This window comes from Pseudomonadota bacterium, assembly GCA_034660915.1.
In the GTDB taxonomy this organism is placed as follows: domain Bacteria; phylum Desulfobacterota; class Anaeroferrophillalia; order Anaeroferrophillales; family Anaeroferrophillaceae; genus DQWO01.
Window position 1 is genome coordinate 12,682 of the sequence record JAYEKE010000177.1, and the last position, 17,350, is coordinate 30,031.

Here is a 17,350-nt window from a genome sequence, read left to right on the forward strand (position 1 = left end):
GATTTGCCGAAAAAATTTATTATCACTCTGGGACATCATCAATCACAATATTTGAGATAGATATCTTTAAATTCATCAATATGGGCCAGCATGACATCAGTCATTATCGGGTCGAACTGACAACCTTTCTCTTCTTTGATGATGTTAATAACTTTATCAAAATCAAAAGCCGGTTTGTAGACACGTTTACTTAAAAGTGCGTCAAAGACATCGGCTAAAGCCATAATCCGGGCGGAAACCGGAATGTTTTTGCCACTCAACCCGGTGGGGTAACCCTTACCATCATAACGCTCATGATGGTAGTGAGCAATATCGCAACCCATTTCGAACGTCGAAAAATAGATCTCATCAAGGAGCTTTTCCATAACCTGAGCCCCGACACTGGAGTGTTTTTTCATGATTTCGAACTCCTCCGGGGTCAGACGGCCGGGTTTCAGCAGGACAAAATCGGGAATTGCGACCTTACCGATATCGTGCATGGGTGAAACGATATAGATATTTTCAATGAATATCTCATTTATGGTTTGGCTGAAATGAGGGTGGACGGAGAGTTTTTCAGCTAACAACCGACAGTACCTCTGCACCCTGAGGAGATGAGCCCCGGTCTCGTCATCGCGCGATTCCGTCAGGTTCGCAAGTGAAAAAAGCAGGGTTTTATAGGCTTTTAGGATAAGATTATTGGCATTGGCTTCCGTATTTTTAATGCGTCCGATGAGAACCCGGGTCAGGTTTCGTTCAAAATCCCGACTTTCATCCAACATCCGAAAAAAATCACCACTGTTGATTTGCAAACATTTAGTTTCTGTCGTCGCGATAACCGTAGCCATACGATTCTCCCGGTTGATCAGGGCCATCTCGCCGAAACAACTGCCATTTTGCAAATGATCCAACTCTCGTTGGCCGGTTCCCATACACTTGGAGATCGAGACCTCTCCGGAAACAACCAGAAACATTTTTTCGGCCGGAGTACCCTCGTAAATGATAATTTCATTGGGTCTAAAAGTGACGGGAATAAAAAAATCGACAAAGGGAAGAAAATTCTCTTCGGAAAAATTTGAAAAAAGTGGATTCTGTTTAACAATGTTGAATATGTTCTTCTGCATTATGGTTCCCCCCCCAAACTTTTAAGTCATTTGTTCACAGTTTACGCGGATTAACACAGATGTTCTGCGTTAATCCGCAGACAAAAAGAACTTGGGTCGCGAACAACTCCCGCGTTTGTTATTTGGAATCAAGATTATTGATGCCATCCCAAAATGAACCCGGTGGATTGTCTACGTGATCCCGACAACGTTTAATGAAAATTCTGCGCAAACGGTCATAGGCTCCCTCAGGTAACTGCTGAAACATTCGTCGTGCGGTTTGAAAATCACCGGCAAAATATCTTTCAAGGGCTGTTTCGCGCTCCTTGATCAAAACCGTTTGAACGTTCGAGACCTGACTTTTTTTGCCCAACAGTTCATAGATGGTAACGGGTTCATGGCGGCCTGAAACCCTGATATGATCGAGTTTACAGAAGATAAACTCCTCTTTATCGACCAATTCATAGGTCGGAGAATTAACAATAATTGACACGCCATATTTTTTAGTTACGCCTTCAAGCCGGGCCGTCAGATTGACGGCATCTCCCATTGCCGTATAACTTAGTCGGTTTTCCGAGCCGATATTCCCGACCCGAACTGAACCCGTGTTAATCGCGATGCCGGCTTTTATCACCGGAAAACGTTCAATTATCCAGTTGTAGTTCAAGATTTTTAAACCCTCTCTCATTTCCAGGGCCGCCAATATAGCATTTTGAGCATGATTCGGATCATATATCGGGGCATTCCAGAAAGCGTATACGGCATCGCCAATATATTTATCGACCAAGGCCCCACGATCCATCAGGATCTTGGAGATAACCGTAAAATATTGATTAAGCGAGGTGCATACCTCTTCGGGTGAGATCGACTCCGAGATTTTGGTGAAATCCCTGATATCCGAAAACATCGCGGTCACAACCCGCTCTTCGCCGGTTACGGCGAGCTTTTCCGGATTATCCAGAAGTTCATCAATCAAAACCGGGGAGATATATTTAGCAAAAGCAGTTCTGGTCTGGCGTCTTCCTTTTTCTTCCTGGAAATAGTTAATAAAGATCAGGGTAAAAAAAACCAAACCGTTGCAGAGCAGGGGATAGACCGGATCAAAATAGAAGCCATAACTGTGAAAAAGCCAATATGAGAAAAGAACAATACCGCTACCGCTCAACAAAAACAGGAGCCCTCCTTTGAGGGCACCGATAATCGGCACCAGAACAATAAGCATAACGCTAATACATAAAAGATAACAAAGCTCAGCCCCCTTCGACCAATCCGGGTTTCGGATATGTGATCTCGTCAAAATAGTGTTAAGCGCCTGGGCATGGACTTCCACTCCGGGAAAAATTGAAGCTGTTGGGGTTGCGACAATATCCACTAACCCTGGAGCTGATGTCCCAATAAGGACATAGGCATCTTGAAATATATCCGGATTGACTTGACGGTTTAAAATATCAACTGCTGAAATATAGGAAAAAGAATTTTCTCGGGCGCAGTAACGGATATTAGTTTGACCATGGGCGTCTACGGGGATGATATAGGGGCCGCATTTTACGGATTCGAGACCACTTGTACTGCAACGTATCCGGTTGATCGAAGCCCGGTTGCCAATTCTGATCATTTCAAGAACCAGACCGGGATAGATGTCCTGATTATATTGTATGACCAGGGGTATTTTGCGAATAATACCATCCGTGTCGGGTAGAATATTAAAAAAGCCGCTGCCAGCGGCGGCTGCGGCCAGGTTTTGCAGATTAGCAACCACCGCAGATGCTTGAAACAGCCATGGCCCAGGATGGGATCCGATAACTGCAAAACGACCCGGGCGCTGATACATTTGCGAGTCTAATCCGGGGAACGATGGAGCTGAAAAAGTGAAAGGAAAACCCAGAACGACCGGAATATCCTTCAAGCTTTCAACCAGTATCTGGTCATGATCAGGCAAGTTTTCAAGTTGATGTCGGCAGATTGGCGTTATTTTGTCAACGTTAAGGGCCGCGATAACCATTTTTGGTGATAATCGGTCGGGTTCGGCAAAGACAATGTCGAGACCGACAACTTTTGGTTTACCCAAACCAATTTGGCTCAAAATTTCCGCTAAAAGAGAGCGCGGCCAAGGCCATTGACCAAGCTCACTCAGACTGCGGTCATCAATATCAACAATAATAATTGATGTGTCTGTTATCATTAAGCCTGGTTCCTGGTGGAGGAAGGCATCATAGGCTTTTAAGCGAAAAAAATTTACAAAATCAGGGTTCCAGAGGCTCAAAAACACCAGGAATAGAGCGCAAACTCCCCCTAGACTGCGAGCTAGATATTTCTTAGTAAAATTAATCGACAAACTCACAATGTGATTTTTCAGTTGTCCGAATCTGTATCGGTATCTGTATCTGTATCGGTATCTGTATCGGTGTCCGTGTCAGAATCCGTATCTGTGTCCGTATCAGAGTCAGTGTCAGAATCTGTATCCGTATCGGAATCCGTGTCCGAATCTGTATCGGTATCTGTATCAACGTCAGTGTCGGTATCGACATCAGTATCGGTGTCAACGTCTGTATCAGTGTCCGTATCAACGTCAGTGTCGGTATCGGTATCGACGTCAGTATCGGTATCGACGTCAGTATCGGTGTCAGTGTCAGTGTCAGTGTCCGTGTCCGTATCGACGTCAGTATCGGTGTCAACGTCGGTGTCTGTGTCCGTATCAACGTCTGTGTCCGTATCGACGTCGGTGTCCGTGTCAACGTCGGTGTCAGTGTCCGTATCAACGTCTGTGTCCGTGTCAACGTCGGTGTCCGTGTCCGTATCGACGTCAGTATCGGTGTCAACGTCTGTATCTGTATCCGAATCGGTATCGGTATCAACGTCGGTGTCCGTGTCAACGTCTGTGTCCGTATCGACGTCAGTGTCCGTATCGACGTCAGTGTCCGTGTCAACGTCAGTGTCCGTGTCGACGTCAGTATCTGTGTCAAAGTCGGTGTCCGTGTCCGTATCGACGTCAGTATCGTTGTCAACGTCGGTGTCCGTGTCCGTATCAACGTCTGTGTCCGTATCGACGTCAGTATCTGTGTCAACGTCGGTGTCCGTGTCCGTATCAACGTCTGTGTCGATGTCGATGTCGATATCCGTGTCGATATCCGTGTCGATGTCTGTGTCGATGTCTGCATCGATATCCGTATCTATATCCGTGTCCGTGTCTGTATCTATATCCATGTCTGTGTCGGAATCAGAATCGGTATCCATTAAGTCATGTGAAATTGCTGTCGGTTCTTGATCTTCCGGTGAAAACTCATCTGAATTAATGGAATCGGCTGCAATCTCATCGTTTAGATTTTGAGATGCTGTCTTTGTTGTGGTTGTCTCTGAATCATTACCGGTTTGGGGTGAGGGTTTTGTCCCTTGCGATAGAAGGCGATCAGTGCTTTTCATTATATCCTGAATCTGATCCGGGGTGAAATGCTGAGGAATTGAAGGGGGTTGCTCCGGAGATAAAACCGTAAGCCCATATTCAGCCTCGGTCAATTTAGTTCTGCCGGCAGCATTTTCAGCGTAGACACCACGCTCCCGATCCTGTAATCCACCAAGGAAAAGCAGGGATAATGATTTGTCATCTTCAATTGACCAGGCCAGATAGCAACCCCGTACACCAATTGTCGCCGCCGGGGTCTTTATCTTTACCCGATCTGGAAAAAATCTTGAGATATTACCGCTGATCATTCGAAATATTCCTCGGGGGGTTGTGACCATAAATTCGCTTATACTTTTTTTCGGCTTATAAACACATTGATCAATAGTCAATTTACTTAGCGGTCCTAAAGTCAAAATGGTATTGTCAATAAAGATTATTTGCAATCGACTTTCTGCTTCAGTTTCTATTGTATCATTCATATAAACCGGAGATTGGTTTTTTAAAAGCGATACTTTACCACCCTCCGATAAAGATAGGGCGCGTCCTTCGACAACTGCGACCTGACCGACCGGAAGAGCTGCTTGCGAAGCCATCGGAATCAGTAAAAAGGTGATAATCAGTAAAATAATGTGAGCGGAAGGTTTGACTTTCAAAATTTGCATAGACATAATTTAGAACCTCTTCTCCAGTCTAATCATAGTTCTTTTTCTGCGATAATCATAGGTATCGACGTTGGAATCATTTGCAGTATAGTCAAATGACAAGAGCGTTCTTAATTGCCATGGCATCAGGATAGTGAATCGGGTTTCAATCTTGTAACGATCATCATCACGGGTATTTCGATAACGCAAATCGCGTTGATCATACCAACGGTTTCTATATTCAAACCGAATACTGTGGCGCAGCCAGCGGTTGATTTTCATCAAAAATAGGGATTCCGATTTTAACCCCTGAAAAGCCCTGAAATCTTTTCTGGCCCATTTGTATTCATAACCAAATCGACTTTGCAGCATAAATCGCCCATCAGACCAGAAAACCCGGGGCATAAATCCAACATAAGCATAAGCGCCGTCTCGACGCTTGTCCCAATTATAATTTTGGTACTCTAAAGTTACATAAAACCGGGTCATGAACCAGGAGGTATGAAAAAGATCAAGTCGTGGTTTTATGCCGAAAGTTCGGTAAAACGGATCGGAACCATAATCAAGATAATCAAAAGTCAGTGGTAGGGTTAACTTAAACGATTTTTTTTCACTGTAGACCAGGCCACTGGCCAGAGAGATCATATTAAGATTGACATCACTCTCGTCGTCATAAAAATAATTTTTCAGGACAAAGCTGTTTTTCCAGGAAAAACCGCCTTTTAAACCAAAATCCCAATCATGGGTAATTCTTAAGTTGGCGATCGTTCCCCAATCGCTCTGTTCGGTGCTCTCTTTTCGTAAACGATAGCTTCCATCAATGGTATCAACTATATCGTCGGCCGGGGCCGCATTGACATTGGAGTCATATATACGCCCAATGGCTATCGAACCGGACCACTGGTGGGAGCTCTTTTTTTGTTTAATTCTTCCCAGATAGCTCTTCGCCTTATCCCTGAAACGCGCCTGGATACCCGGTTTATTGAGCTCTTTTAACTCTTTTTCAGCCAAATAGTAGGAGCCCATACGATAAAAGGCGATGCCAAGATTCAAACGAGCTTTAACATGATTTGGTTTGACCATTAAAATACGTTCATAAGCGGCGGCGGCATGATCATAAAGTTTCAGTTTAGTTGCAGCCCGAGCCAGGAGAATATTGATATAAGTATCTGTGGGATTATTTTTAACCGCTTGCCACAAAACCTTATAGGCTTCCTCATACTTCTCCGCCGCCAAAAGATCCTTGCCCGGTTGAGTCGTCAAAGAACCAGCTAGAACGGGCAAAACCATAACCAGCCAAAAAAATAATACGATAAAAACTGTTTTTTTATGCGTCTTTAAAATGTTGCAAAACAGGTACATATCACGACGTCCTCATTCCAAAAACTTATCTTTAACTTCAATAAAAGCATCAACAACATCGGGGTCAAAGTGAATTCCACGTTCTTGCAGAATGATTTCCACCGCTTCTGCATGCGATAAAGCCGACCTATACACCCTTTGACTGGTAAGTGCATCATAAACATCAGCAAGTGCCATAATTCTTCCTGAAATAGGAATATCTTCCCCAATTAAAGCAAAAGGATAGCCTGAGCCATCCCATTTTTCATGGTGGCTGCAGGCCATATCTTTAGCCATAGTGAGAAAGGCATTGCAGCCCAGCTGTTTTTCCGCATTCAGTAAGGTATCTCGACCGTAAAGGGTATGCATCTCAACCTGTTCAAATTCTTCAGTGGTCAATTTCCCGGCTTTGGCCAGAATGGTCTCCTCCACTTCCCCCATGCCGATGTCGTACAACAGGGCTGACTTATACAGCAGGTCAATAGTTTCATAATTGAGAAAATGTTTAAACCTGGGCTTATTTTGCAGACACTGGGCCAGTATCTTGACATAATTTTTTGCTTCTTTGCTCTGGATCCCGGTTCCCGGAGCTCGATACTCGGTGAGAACCGCCTTACATATAATCGTAACATCCTGGGTCAATTCAGCTTTCTCTCTTTGTTGATTCAGGTTAACAATCATGTGATTAAACGAGGTAACCAGATCTCCCATTTCATCGTTTTTATTATAGACTATCTCTTTTTCAATATGGTCATTGGCGATCATACGGGCCGTTTTTGCCACAATCGCCAGCGGATTCAAAATGCGTCTGGAGAAATAAAGAGAAAACAGGATAGTTATGAAAAAAATCATAACTATGGCAATTATTCCATAATTACGAATCCGGTAGGCGGCTGAAAAGACTGCTTCTTCCGGCAAAACCGTCAATATCTGCCAGCCCCAGCCGGCAAAATCTCCGGCACCTCGCAGGGCGTAATTGGCAGCAAGAAGAACTTCCCCATGATTATCGACAAAATTAAAGTTTCCGGTTTTTTTGATAAAAGTTTTTCTGAAATCGATAGAGTTCAAGGAAAAAATTGATTTCAATGTCTCTTCTCTGGAAGGGCCGGCTATAATTTTTGCATCTCTATTCAAGAGGTAGGCGTGATTTCCCCCAACTGTTCTTTTATCGAGTATCCTTATCCTTGATAAAATATGATAAAGATTAATCCTAACGCAGAGCACACCGATAGTGTTTTCGTTAGTATCATCCGTAACCGGCGCGTTTAAACCGATGACATAATCATATTCCGAGGATTCGGCGCTATAAACATCAATGGCAACTAAATCTCCTTGTTTACCGGAGATTGTTTTTTTTAACCAGGCTCTATCGGCTCTGGAATCTCCAATAATGGCTTCATTACTACACGCCACAATACTCCCCTCTCCATCAAGAAAGAAAATGGCCTCATAATGGGAGGATGATTGAATAATTTCACGAATAAATTGCTGGATCTTTTTTAGATCTCCACTTTCAAAGACATCGGCCTGAGAGAGTCCTTTGAGATCTTGATAGCGGCTATCAACATAATAGGAAATTTTTCTTCCCGCGTCCCGGGCCAGATCGCTAAGGTGACTAAGGGCGGAAACCTCAAGAGCATTTCGGCTCAAACGATATGATACCGAAGAGATAAGCAGTAGCGGGAGCAAAGAGAAGAGCAAAAAAGAGCTGATCAATTGCCACCTAAGGCCAAATATTTTTTTATCAGCGGATTTTTTTGTCATTTTCATTTGTTGTTGGAGTTTTAGAATCCCTCGAAATCACCACTGCTACTGATCGCCGATAAATATCTAATTTTCCCGTGCTGTCGAGCCTAGTTATTGTGAAAAACATCTCTTAGGGTTCTCTCAAAAATAAGTTCGCAGAATTGGCGCTCAGATTTGGGTTTGATTTGTGCGATCCGATTGAGCAAAGCCGCAGGAATAGTGAGCTATTTTGAGGACTTTGTGATTGAGGATCGTGCAAAGACAGCCTGAAGATGAGATGCCAAAATGTGAAGTTATTTTTGAGAGGGCCCTTAGTACATAATTTATATATAGTATTGTATTCACGATATCAATAAATTATTTGAAGTTGTAACTTGACAGTTTTATCCGAACATTCTGATACGCCTTTGCCAGGAAATAAGTTCAATCCCGGTATTGAGTTGCCGGCGAATCCCCATTAGTTAATATGAGCTATAAATTTACACACATTCAAAAAGAAACTTGAAAACAGTTCTCCCCATCCCCCCCCTATCCATGCACCGTGAAAATGAATGATTTGAGCGAGGCAGTACCCGGAAATCAAAGGCAGTATTCAGATAATAGGTTTTGGCAGCGCTTTTCATCGCTTGAATCCAAGCTTTTCCTCGGTTCATTCGGTTACTTCCCTGTTGTTGGTCGATAAAGTTGCTTTTTCTTAACTCGGAGTCTCGGGCTATATCTTGATCTCCGACCAAAACACACGTCGAAATATCTAACAAATTCTCAGGGTTAAAGGGTTTACCAAACAATTTACCGGCATTTTTCAAGCCATAAGGATAATTGACGCTATAATCGGGAAATGTATACCATCCCGCTGCGGCGATCACCATTCCGGATACATTTTGAGGGAAAGTCATGGCGTAACGGTGAACAAATTGGGCACCACCGGAATAACCGAAGAGAAATAACTTTTTGCTGTCAGCCCCGGTAAGAAAACCAACCTCATCTATAATTCTATTCAGGGCCAAATCTGAGCGGGCTCCTTTATTGCTGCGTCCCAATCGCTGGTAATCGGGAAATCGATCTTGAGGAAACAATGGTGCAATCAGTACTACGCCATATTTTTCAGCAAATGGCAAAAATTTTATGGCGTGTTCCCTGGCCATGCGATTAACACCATGAACGGCAACAAACACTTTGGTTTCCGGCCCTGTTTTCTCGGGAGTATACAGATGGTATTGTTGGGGGTCGTCAATCATTGTGCGTAAACAAAGTTTGCCGGCAGTTGGTTTTTGTTTACCCCTCTTTGTGGGAAAATTGATTTTCGATAACATAGTATTCCTTCTCTATTTTTTATACTGAAGTTTCATGATAAAAATGAACAATTTATGTTGCTCAGGAGGCCATCATGTAGGTTGATTCTTCAGAAGAGTCAACCACAACCAGCGAGCCGTTTTCAATCTGCCAGATTGCGTCAGCACAGGCAAGTCGTTTTGGATCGTGAGTTACCCACAAAATAGTTCCTTGATACTCTTGTAAAATACGCTCAAGAATTTTACCCGCTTCCTGGTCGAGGTGAACATCGGCTTCATCCAGTAGAAGAATTCGGGGATTGCCTAGCATAGCTCGGGCTAATCCTAAGCGTTGTCGTTGACCGAGTGAGAGGTTGTGACCATCTTCGGTTATCCTGGTCAGTTCTCCTTGCGGCAATTCATCAATCAGTTTTCCGAGATCACAGAGCCTCCAAATTCGGTCAATCTCTTCGGTTGACGCTTTAGGATATCGGTATAAAAGGTTTTTTCTGACCGTTCCGCGCAACAAAGGCAGGTCAGGACTGACCATACTGATGGAACGACGAACGGATGCCAGATTATGTTTACCAATATCCTGACCATCAACCAGAATTCGGCCGGCATTCGGATTAATGAGCCTGGCTACCAAAGAGAGCAGGGTCGATTTACCGGCTCCATTGCTCCCGGTAATGACAATCAATTGTTTTGCCTGGGCTGTGGCATTGATCTGTTTAAGAGTTGATCCCAAGCATATATTTTTGAATTCCAGGTGACCGGGGCCAGGTTTCAAGTCGGGTGCGGCAGAGCGATTTCTGATAAAATCGGGAGTTTCAAGAAATTCGTTAATTTTATTTGATGATATTTTATATTCAAGAAAATATTCATACACCCGGCTTAAATCACGCAAAGCCGGAATTAGGAAGCTAATGATAATAACCGCCGCGAGAACGGTGCCGTGAGTTGCTCGGCCAACTTGAATTTCATAGACACCCTGCAACAATATGGCACCGTGAGAGAGGGTCATGATACTCTCGGTTATTCCTCTCATAAGACCAATATTCTTTGCTTTATTGACCATTGACTCCATTAGTCGTTTACTTTGATTACGGATTCTTCTTTGTTCCCGTGCGGTTTGCCCGAAAACTTGAACAACCCCTATGGCAGCAACTTTTTCATTAACGTTGGCGGCAAGATAGGAGCGTAAGCGCCGACTTTCTCTAGCTGCTTCACGTAACCTGGAACCCTGCCTGATAACACTTAGAGCGCCGACTCCAAGGATTAATCCTGCCACCATTGCTATTCTCCAGTTTAAAACACCCAAACCAATTAAGGAGCAAGTGAAAATTGTTCCGGCCACCGCAATGCGTACCAAACCCAAACTTACCCAACGTTTTAAGGCATTAAGATCGCCAATAAAGCGAAGGACGATGGCGCCCCGGCTCCGTTTTTGTAATGTCCGGGGAGCCGAGCGACTCAAACTTTTAAAAAGCAACATACGAATCTGATGAGTATAGTTTTGCCCCAATTTTTCAGCATCAATTCGCTCCGTCATTCTGAGAAAGCCTTTGGCGGTTGCCAGGATGATAAAACCGAGGCCATAATAATAAATATATTGGGTTTGTACATTGGCATCATGTTTAATCAGGTTGTCAAAGGCTGAGCGAACTAAAAGCATGGCCATAATTGCTACCATTGATTGACCCAGACCGTTTGCGGTCAAGCATAACAATATTCGGATTCGGTTTTTTACCAATATTGATGGGATTTCCATTATTTTACTGCATCCTTTTTTTATTGATCAAGAATTGGAACATAGTTGATCAAGAATTGGAACATAGTAGCATCTCTTGTGGGGATAAGCAGTTTTGCAGAAATCCATAAATCGACGGACTAATTAAATCTTTGATGGTTAACACTGTCATATCCAGGACTCTTTTCGCTTCCCGGGTTGCCAGTGGCGAACTGGTTAGTTTTCCGGCAACTGCCATAATCGGAATATGAGTTGACTGTTGCAACCATTGTACACCAGCCCAACTGCCCATAGCATCCCCTGCGGCAAAAATGAGGCCATCGACCTTTTCTTTAAAGATTTTAGATGTGACCAATGTGGCGGTTTCTTCCTGATAGAGCCCATCAGCAATTTCAAGAATAATAACTTCAACTCCTGAAGAGCTTAACTCGGCGGTTAAAGTTTCGAGAATGGTCTCTATTTTATCAGGTGACAGGAGATAGGTGGAGGGAGCTCCGGCATCAACAAAATCAAGCACCGGATGCGCGCCAGAATCTTTCATCAACCAGGTGTCGCCGCCGGCTCCGGTTCCAGTGATTTTGGCGGCCCCAACTTTCAGCCCGCTGTTAATCAATCCCTTAATCAGGCTGGCGGCGGTTGTGGTTTTCCCTGAATTCATGCTGCTACCGACAACCGCCAGGGTGATTGGCCGCTGACCCTTAATGCTCTTTTTTGACAATGAGAATTGGGACAGGTTTACAGGTTGGCCGTTGCCGTCACCAAGAATTGCGATAGGACTGATTAAGGTTGGTGCTTTGATGCTGGCATGTTTGGAAATAAATTGGGCAGCGATGCCACCCGCTGCTACTAGATGGCAGGGGGCCTGAATTTTAGGCACCGTAGCTTCAAATTGATCCGGAGCATATCGGTTGCCATAAGTAACAATAATTTCATCACCAACGTAAAGGCTGGCCCGACGGCTATTTGCTAACTCAATTTTTTTGTGCTGACCAATCTCTTCCACGCGAGCCAGTACGACGTCGCCGGCAGTAGGAATTGCATTGGTCAACAATTCTTGACATTGGGCAAAATCCACTCGCCTGGTACTGTAAGCTGCTTTGGCTTTATGGATAAGTTCTTTGATAGACAGGGGAATTTTATTGTGCTGGTTAAATTTATTGTTTACTGTCGCTAATGCAATCGCCATTTTCTTTCTCCTTAGATTTGATTAAAATTTTTTCACAGTTCAAAAGTCGGCTTCAATCTATGCTCCATCAATTTGCATATCTGGTGCCAGGGTTTACAAAACTAAAATTTTATCCCCTTTAAAGTTGTTAACTTGTTAATTTTATTGTTTATTTTTCATTGAAAAAAAATAACTATTTATGAGGTTAATCATTCTCGACCGTAAACTATCTTGACATTTTAGGGCTTTAGCCGTAAAGTAAGTTGATAGCCAATTGCCCCGGCCGGATCTTTTATCTGTATTATCCATGGTTTGAGTGATAAAATAGCTGGCTCCAATAACTTTTATAGGAATAATCAAGTGACTGAGTTTGCCAATGAAATTTCCCTTAAAAAAGAAGATTTCGATCTGCTCTATGAGATTTCTACCTCAATTAGCGCAATTCATAATCTAGATGAAATGCTGCGTGACGTGTTATTAAAAATAAAAGACGCCTTTCATATTGATGGTGCATCAATCGCTCTACATGACCATCTACAGAAGGAGTTTTACTTTATCCAAACTGTGGAAGAGCAAATAAATGATAGCCTGAAACACTCTAATGACATGCGTTTTTCCGACAGCTACGGGGTGGCGGGATGGGTCTTTAAAAGCCAGGAATCAGTATTGATTGAAGATGTTTCTCAAGATAAACGATTTACCAATGAGTTAGATATTCAGAAAAACATGGCTACCCATTCTATGATTTGTGTTCCCCTGAAAAGTCGCAGACGACTACTGGGAATACTCTATGTGTTGAACGACCAAGCCGGTTCACTTACGGAAAAAACTCTGCGTTTGTTAGAAATTCTCTCAAGCACCATCGCCGTTGCCATTGAAAACGCTCAACTTTATGGCGATCTCCAGCTTCATGCTAAAACCCTTGAATCGGAAAATATTCACCTGAAAACAAAACAGCAGGATCACTTTAACAAGCAGGGAATCATCGGTTCCAGTGTTGCCTTACAGCGGGTTTTTACCTTGATGAGTAAAGTTGTAACCACCACCACATCCGTTTTAATTCAAGGTGAAACCGGCACCGGGAAAGAACTTATTGCCAAGGCTATACATTACAATGGCATCCTGAAAAACAAACCGTTTATGGCGGAAAATTGCGCTGCTCTTTCCGAAAATCTTCTCGAAAGCGAGCTTTTCGGTCATGTTAAAGGGGCCTTTACCGGAGCCGTCAGCGAAAAAAAAGGGTTGTTTGAACTGGCTAATGGCGGCACGGTATTTCTTGATGAAATTGCTGATATGCCGGTTGCGATGCAGAGCAAACTACTGCGAGTGCTGCAGGAGAGACAAGTACGTCCGGTGGGTGGCAGCACCTATCGACAAGTTGATTTCAGATTTATTTCCGCCGCAAATAGAGATCTATTTGAAGAGGTGAAGAAAGGTAATTTCAGGGAGGATCTTTTTTACCGAATCCAAGCATTTCCTATTGTACTGCCCCCTTTACGAGAACGAAAAGAAGATATCATCCTCCTGGCATCACATTTTTTGAAAAAATATGCCGCTAAGTTCAACCGGCCGGTAGTGCGTTTGACACCGGGGACATTGAATATATTGATGCAGCATGTTTGGCCGGGTAATATCCGTGAGCTCGAACATGAAATCGAACGTGCCTTGACCCTGGCGGATGAGAGTGAAGATATAACCGCAGCCTATCTTTCAGAGCGGGTTAGGGGAGTGCATTACCCGGCTGACCAAGAGCTCGAATCATCAAGCAGCCTGCCGGACGCTGTCACTCGCCTGGAACGGCAGATGATAATCGACGCTCTTGGCCAAACCGGTGGCAATCGCTCTCGGGCGGCCCGCTTGATTGGCCTGACCCGCCAGGGCCTGCTAAATAAGATCAACCGCTACAAAATCGAATCGAGAAGATAGATGATGACTATAAATAGACAGACGATTCGGGCTCTTTTGTTCCTTTTTTTCTCTGTAACCTGTTTTTGGCCGATCGCCATAGCACAAGCCAATGGCGATCGGCCAACCTTGCCGACAAATCATTTTGTCGAGGCAAAAGGTTCAGAAAAAGCCCTGTTTCTAAATATTCGTCAAGCTTTATGCGGTAAAAAATTGGTTCCTTTGCCACAAAGTCACCCTTTCACCTTTCAAGCGAAAATATCACAAGTCTACATTACGCTTCTACAAAGCGGTCGCAAACCTCTGCGTTGGGGAGCCCGGCGGGCCGACCTTGAGGAAACGCTTAAACGAGTAATTACAAAAATCAGAAGTTTGCCCAGGTTTGCCGATTTTAACGTATCCGACACTGATAAATGCCGCCTGCTCTTTGAAATTATAACCACTGAAAAAACGGGTGATCTAAAAAAACTTAGTAGCAAAACCCTGTCTGCTAACCGTTTTGAACCCGGCATTACCGGGTTCAAATATACCTTCCATGGCGTGACCCGCTACTTCATGCCCACCGATGCTATAACCCATAGTATTATGTCGGTCAGGCAACTCTTGAACTATCTCGCAAAAAAATGTGGCATGGCAGCAAAAACTCCTAGAATCAGTGAAAGAATCAAATTGCTGCAAGAGGCCCCGATAGAGTGTAAAATTATTACTGGTAAGGCCTGGGTCAGCTACAAAAATACCGTTCTGCCCCTCTATCGGGGGGCACCCCGACCAATCGGGTTAAACAAAGAGCAAATTTATCGTAGTTTTAAGGATGGCGTCGATTGGATTTTTAATAATATGCATGAAGATGGAAGTTTTTTATACTATTATGACGGTCTCAAAGATAGCCCGGTCGATTTTATCCACCCTCGACGGAGAGATCCTCTCTACTACAATATTTTAAGACATAGCGGAGGCGCGATTGCGCTTCTTTGGGGCTATGAGTTAACCAGAGAGCGGAAGTATCTCAAGGCCGCAAAAAAATCCCTGAACTACCTGGTTGCAACCTTTGCCATCCAAACTGAATCTGAAAATTATGCCTGCTTCCCGTTTTTTAATCGCAAATCGAAACTGGGAGGTGCCGGAATCGGTCTCGTCGCCTTAGCCAGATACACTCTGTTAAGTGGCGATTATACTTTCTCAAAAGAGATGACCGGCCTGGTACGACACCTTCTCTCCCGTATAGATGAGGACGGGGAGATGATCGGCTACTATCTGCACCCGTTGTACAATGATGGCAAACCGATTATTAAGCCCTCGGCGGCGGTTAAAAAAGATCTTTTTTCATTTTATTATCCGGGTGAGGCTCTGTTGGGGCTGGCTTTATATTATCGTCATATAAAAAATAAAGATAAAGACTTGAAAGTGGAAATTCGGCAAAAAAGCCTTAAAACCCTGGATTTTCTGGTTCAGAGGAGACCGATAAAATATGCCCATCTCTTTACCTCTCTACCGGCTGATGCCTGGCTCATGCAAGCTATTGAAGAGTGGGTTAAGGTTAAAGATTGCCAAAAGGCGACTTATATCGATTTTGTCTTTGACGATGCCGAGCGGATGGGAACCCATATGTATAATGAGGGGAATGCTCTTTATGACGACTATCCAGGTGGTTTCTACTATAGCTATGGTGATCACGTCTATCATGACGCTTCCCGCTGTGAGGGAGTTATCGCCGCTTATTATCTCGCCAAGTACTTAGAAGATAACAAACAGGCGGCCCGCTTGATGAAAAATATGCTACTTTCGGCAAACGGTATAATGTATCTGCGACACACACCGGAATCAACCTTTGCCCATCTTTATCCGGAAAAAATTATAGGCAGCTTCCGCTTCAAACTGACCCGAGCTTGGGTGCGGGTCGATTCAGTTCAGCACGCCGTCTGTTTTTTCGCTCGCCTTTATAAGGCTATGCCTTGAAACTGGATATTTGACATAAGCCTTGAATTTACTGTTTCAGCACACTAAGAGGCTGTCCGATAAACATTATGAGGCGTTAATTTCTAACAAACCCGGTTTTAAAGAGTTTTTATTAAATTGACCAAAAATGGATGAAGACTTAAACTCAGATTCAACCTATTTATTCATGACGCACGTACATGATATCATCCCTAGAATTCCGATATAAGGATTAATTTTTTTAGTTTTTTTTAAAAAAAATCGTAACTATTCAGCACATTGTATTGCAACTTAAGTAGTAAACTCGGGACTGTCCCCAGCTTCACCGGGGACTGTCCCAGATGTTTCAGCAGTGCACTTCATAAGGATGTGCTGAATAGTTACCCATCCGGAAACATTCATTTCCTGCTGAACACTTTCAGCGATCAGCTGCCAGTTGTAGTAAAGCTAATCAAGATCCAGCTTCGCCTTACATTGATTACATTTGACCGCGCCCCTAAAAACCCGGTTTCCACATTCAGGGCAGACATAGCGGGCTTCTTCATCCTCAATCCATTTTTCCGTTCCCACTTCCCGCCAATAGGGGATGGCCCGCAAAATAACCTTTTTGCCAACCACCATGGGAAAATCTTCAATAAAACGACAGGGAAAGTCATCACACTCATGACAGCCGGCGTAGCCTTTCGCCTGGACACAGGCCCTGATCTCACAATGCCGGCAATGCATAAATAAATCATCAGACAAACACCCCTGGCAGCGGATATCGTCGACGGTAAGATTTTCAGTATTGGGGAGAATCCCTTTACCGGAAACTCCCCCTTTGTAAAGGCCCACCAACCGTTCCTTGAATTTTTGATTATTATCACGGTGGGCGATATAAATGGCGCAGACACCGCAATAAAGACCACAGGGGGCAACAAAATCAGGATTTATTTTCATGGCTTCAATCCTCTTTTTTACATTTATTTTACTCATATTGGCTCATCTTTCAGTTTCCCAACCAGACGATAAACTGTGTCGTTTATAATTCAAACACACGTTGGCAAGTTAAGCCTGTTTTTTTACCAGTTTTCCGAAGATATCATACATAATTTCATCTGTTTAGCTTGGTCCG

11 protein-coding genes are annotated in these 17,350 nt (G+C 43.7%); 2 read left to right on the top strand and 9 right to left on the bottom strand.

The window, feature by feature from the left end; all coding sequences use genetic code 11:
* Positions 1–38: 38 nt before the first annotated feature.
* The 8 genes from U9P07_10220 to U9P07_10255 all read right to left on the bottom strand — a co-directional run bounded on the left by U9P07_10220 (position 39) and on the right by U9P07_10255 (position 12,306).
* On the bottom strand, positions 39–1,103 hold the full coding sequence (locus U9P07_10220) for a cyclic nucleotide-binding domain-containing protein (protein ID MEA2109780.1): 1,065 nt from the start codon (positions 1,101–1,103) through the stop codon (positions 39–41).
* 118 nt (positions 1,104–1,221) lie between these two features.
* Positions 1,222–3,423, bottom strand: a complete 2,202-nt coding sequence (locus U9P07_10225) for an adenylate/guanylate cyclase domain-containing protein (protein ID MEA2109781.1) — start codon at positions 3,421–3,423, stop codon at positions 1,222–1,224.
* An 11-nt stretch (positions 3,424–3,434) separates the two neighbouring features.
* Positions 3,435–4,790 carry a hypothetical protein gene (locus tag U9P07_10230; protein ID MEA2109782.1) on the bottom strand — a complete coding sequence of 452 codons (1,356 nt, stop codon included), beginning with the start codon at positions 4,788–4,790 and terminating at the stop codon, positions 3,435–3,437.
* A gap of 363 nt (positions 4,791–5,153) precedes the next feature.
* Positions 5,154–6,386 carry a surface lipoprotein assembly modifier gene (locus U9P07_10235; protein ID MEA2109783.1) on the bottom strand — a complete coding sequence of 411 codons (1,233 nt, stop codon included), beginning with the start codon at positions 6,384–6,386 and terminating at the stop codon, positions 5,154–5,156.
* A 111-nt stretch (positions 6,387–6,497) separates the two neighbouring features.
* Positions 6,498–8,114: a cache domain-containing protein gene (locus U9P07_10240; GenBank protein MEA2109784.1), complete on the bottom strand. Its 1,617-nt coding sequence runs from the start codon at positions 8,112–8,114 to the stop codon at positions 6,498–6,500.
* 575 nt (positions 8,115–8,689) lie between these two features.
* Positions 8,690–9,328 (bottom strand): alpha/beta hydrolase, encoded by a 639-nt coding sequence (locus U9P07_10245; GenBank protein ID MEA2109785.1) that lies wholly within the window; start codon positions 9,326–9,328, stop codon positions 8,690–8,692.
* 256 nt (positions 9,329–9,584) lie between these two features.
* Complete coding sequence (locus U9P07_10250; GenBank protein ID MEA2109786.1) at positions 9,585–11,252, bottom strand: ABC transporter ATP-binding protein; 1,668 nt, start codon at positions 11,250–11,252, stop codon at positions 9,585–9,587.
* A gap of 49 nt (positions 11,253–11,301) precedes the next feature.
* Positions 11,302–12,306 (bottom strand): DUF1611 domain-containing protein, encoded by a 1,005-nt coding sequence (locus U9P07_10255; protein MEA2109787.1) that lies wholly within the window; start codon positions 12,304–12,306, stop codon positions 11,302–11,304.
* Between the two features lie 450 nt (positions 12,307–12,756).
* Here U9P07_10255 and U9P07_10260 point away from each other — a divergent pair, with 450 nt between their 5' ends.
* On the top strand, positions 12,757–14,322 hold the full coding sequence (locus U9P07_10260) for a sigma 54-interacting transcriptional regulator (GenBank protein MEA2109788.1): 1,566 nt from the start codon (positions 12,757–12,759) through the stop codon (positions 14,320–14,322).
* Positions 14,323–16,257 carry a protein containing Six-hairpin glycosidase-like domain protein gene (locus U9P07_10265; protein MEA2109789.1) on the top strand — a complete coding sequence of 645 codons (1,935 nt, stop codon included), beginning with the start codon at positions 14,323–14,325 and terminating at the stop codon, positions 16,255–16,257.
* A gap of 426 nt (positions 16,258–16,683) precedes the next feature.
* On the opposite strand, the gene U9P07_10270 is transcribed toward U9P07_10265, so the two are convergent.
* Complete coding sequence (locus U9P07_10270) at positions 16,684–17,211, bottom strand: DUF3795 domain-containing protein (GenBank protein ID MEA2109790.1); 528 nt, start codon at positions 17,209–17,211, stop codon at positions 16,684–16,686.
* Positions 17,212–17,350 lie beyond the last annotated feature (139 nt).

What these genes read in the sequence shown, in the direction of transcription:
- U9P07_10250 (MEA2109786.1), bottom strand. Translation starts at nt 11,252, where the DNA reads ATGGAAATCCCATCAATATTGGTAAAAAACCGAATCCGAATATTGTTA.
- U9P07_10265 (MEA2109789.1), top strand. Translation starts at nt 14,323, where the DNA reads ATGATGACTATAAATAGACAGACGATTCGGGCTCTTTTGTTCCTTTTT.
- U9P07_10270 (MEA2109790.1), bottom strand. Translation starts at nt 17,211, where the DNA reads ATGAGTAAAATAAATGTAAAAAAGAGGATTGAAGCCATGAAAATAAAT.
- U9P07_10230 (MEA2109782.1), bottom strand. Translation starts at nt 4,790, where the DNA reads ATGATCAGCGGTAATATCTCAAGATTTTTTCCAGATCGGGTAAAGATA.
- U9P07_10220 (MEA2109780.1), bottom strand. Translation starts at nt 1,103, where the DNA reads ATGCAGAAGAACATATTCAACATTGTTAAACAGAATCCACTTTTTTCA.